This window comes from Pedobacter nototheniae (genome assembly GCF_032678625.1).
Classification (GTDB): Bacteria; Bacteroidota; Bacteroidia; order Sphingobacteriales; family Sphingobacteriaceae; genus Pedobacter; species Pedobacter nototheniae_A.
On record NZ_JAVTSO010000019.1, the window covers coordinates 1 to 2113 of the forward strand.

The 2113-nt window shown below is 45.2% G+C and carries 2 protein-coding genes; both read left to right on the forward strand.

Annotated elements, in window-relative coordinates:
* A partial coding sequence (locus tag R2Q77_RS20965; RefSeq protein ID WP_316805661.1) for an MBG domain-containing protein occupies positions 1-1124 on the forward strand: 1124 nt, incomplete at its 5' end.
* A 70-nt stretch (positions 1125-1194) separates the two neighbouring features.
* The gene (locus R2Q77_RS20970; RefSeq protein WP_316805662.1) at positions 1195-2082 is read left to right on the forward strand and encodes a PorP/SprF family type IX secretion system membrane protein; all 888 of its coding nucleotides are present in this window, start codon (positions 1195-1197) and stop codon (positions 2080-2082) included.
* The last annotated feature ends 31 nt before the right edge of the window (positions 2083-2113 follow it).

Here is a 2113-nt window from a genome sequence, read left to right on the forward strand (position 1 = left end):
TAAACCGTGTGGCGGGTGAAAATGTGGGTACTTATGCAATTAACCAGAATACTTTAAGTGCAGGTGCAAACTATGCGATTACTTATGCAGGGGCAAACCTGAGCATTACACCGAAAGCTTTAACCATTACCGCAGATAATAAAACCAGGGTTTATGGCGTAGCCAACCCGGCTTTAACGGTAAGTTACAGCGGCTTTATTACCGGTGAAAGCAGTACGGTATTAACCAGCCCTGCAAGCATCAGTACCACGGCTACCATCAATTCCCCATCGGGCACTTACCCGGTTACGGCAAGCGGTGCTGCGGCAGCCAATTACAGCATCAGTTATGTAGCGGGTAGTTTAACCATTACCGCAACCAGCCAAAGCATCACTTTTGCGGCATTGGCAAACCGTTTATCAACGGATGCACCGTTTACACTGACGGCAACAGCGAGTTCAGGTTTAGCGGTTAGCTATAGCAGCAGCGATGTTACTGTTGCACGGATTATTAACGGCAACCAGGTTGAGATTTTAAAAGCCGGAGTGGTCACCATTACCGCCAACCAGGCCGGGAACGGGAACTATACGGCAGCAGCTGCGGTAAGCCAGGTTTTAACCATTCTGGATAACCCAGCCCCAATCATCAGCATTGTGAGCAGCAAGGGCAACAGCATTAGCAAGGGGATAACCACCGTCCTTACGGCAAGTGGCGCACTTACTTACAGCTGGGCTACTGCAAGTGGTATTATTTCAGGACAGAATACGGCAAGCTTAACGGTTCGCCCTGCCCAAACCACCACTTATACGGTTACAGGTGCCAACCAGTATGGCAGAACGAGTACCGAGCGGATTACCATTGAGGTTTTAGCAGATTACAAGGCCCTTAACATCACCAATGCACTGAGCCCTAACGGGGATGGTGTAAATGATTTCTGGATTGTGGAGAACATTGATATGTACCCGAACAATACGGTTAGGATTGTAGACCGCTCAGGCCGTTCGGTTTATGAGAAAAAAGGATATGACAATAGCTGGGACGGTAATTTCAGGGGTGCACAGCTTGCTGAAGGAACTTACTACTATATTATTGATTTTGGCCCTGGTATAGGGGTTAGAAAAGGCTTCATCACTATTGTTAGGTAAAAGATCGATGGACACTAAACCGGCTGTGGTTTAACAGGAACAGGCAGCCGGTTTTTAAAAAGACAACAAAATGGATATTAAAAGATTTTTTCTACTTCCGGTTCTGGTTTTATTATCGGCATCGGCTTATAGCCAGCTCAACCCGATGGGTAGCATGTATTACCAAAACCAGTATTTATCAAACCCTGCAATGGCTGGTCTTGAAAGCGGTTTTGAGTTAAACGGGGGTTACAAGGCCCAATGGACCAATGTTGAAGGTTCGCCTACGATACAGACGGTTACGGCAGCTTACGGCACGGAGAACAAGAAGGTAGGTTTGGGTTTGAGTTTTTACAATGATAAGGCCGGATTAATCCAGCGTACCAGTGTTAAAGGTACGTATGCCTACCACTTGCCCTTAAACAATGGCAACAGCTTTTTAGACTTTGGTTTATCGGCGGGTGTGACCAATGAATGGATCGACTTTAGTTTGTTTAAAGGGAACATGGGCGATCAGGCATTCAATAACTTTAACGACCGTAAACTGTATTTCGACGGGGACTTTGGATTGGCATTCCGTAATGAACGGATTACGTTGCAGGCTGCTTTGCCGAACCTTAAACGTTTTTTTAACCGGGATGTGGAGCGCAACATGATTGACCAGTCGCTTTATTTTGCGGCAGCAAGTTACCGCTTTATCAACACCAGCGGAGCTTTGGCCATTGTAGAGCCAAAAATATCATACCGTGGGATTAAGAACTATAAAGGTATTTTTGATTTAGGTATAAACACCCAGTTCTGGGGCGATAACCTGATTTTAAACGGGATTTACCACACCACCAACAGTGTAACGATAGGTGCGGGTACAACCTTTAAAAAACAGTTGTCACTTTTACTGATGTACACCACCAATACAGGTGATGTACAGAACTACAGCAACGGAGAGTTTGAGGTTGGCTTGAAATATAACTTCAGATAGGTATAATTTAAAAAGCATAATTTATTGTCAA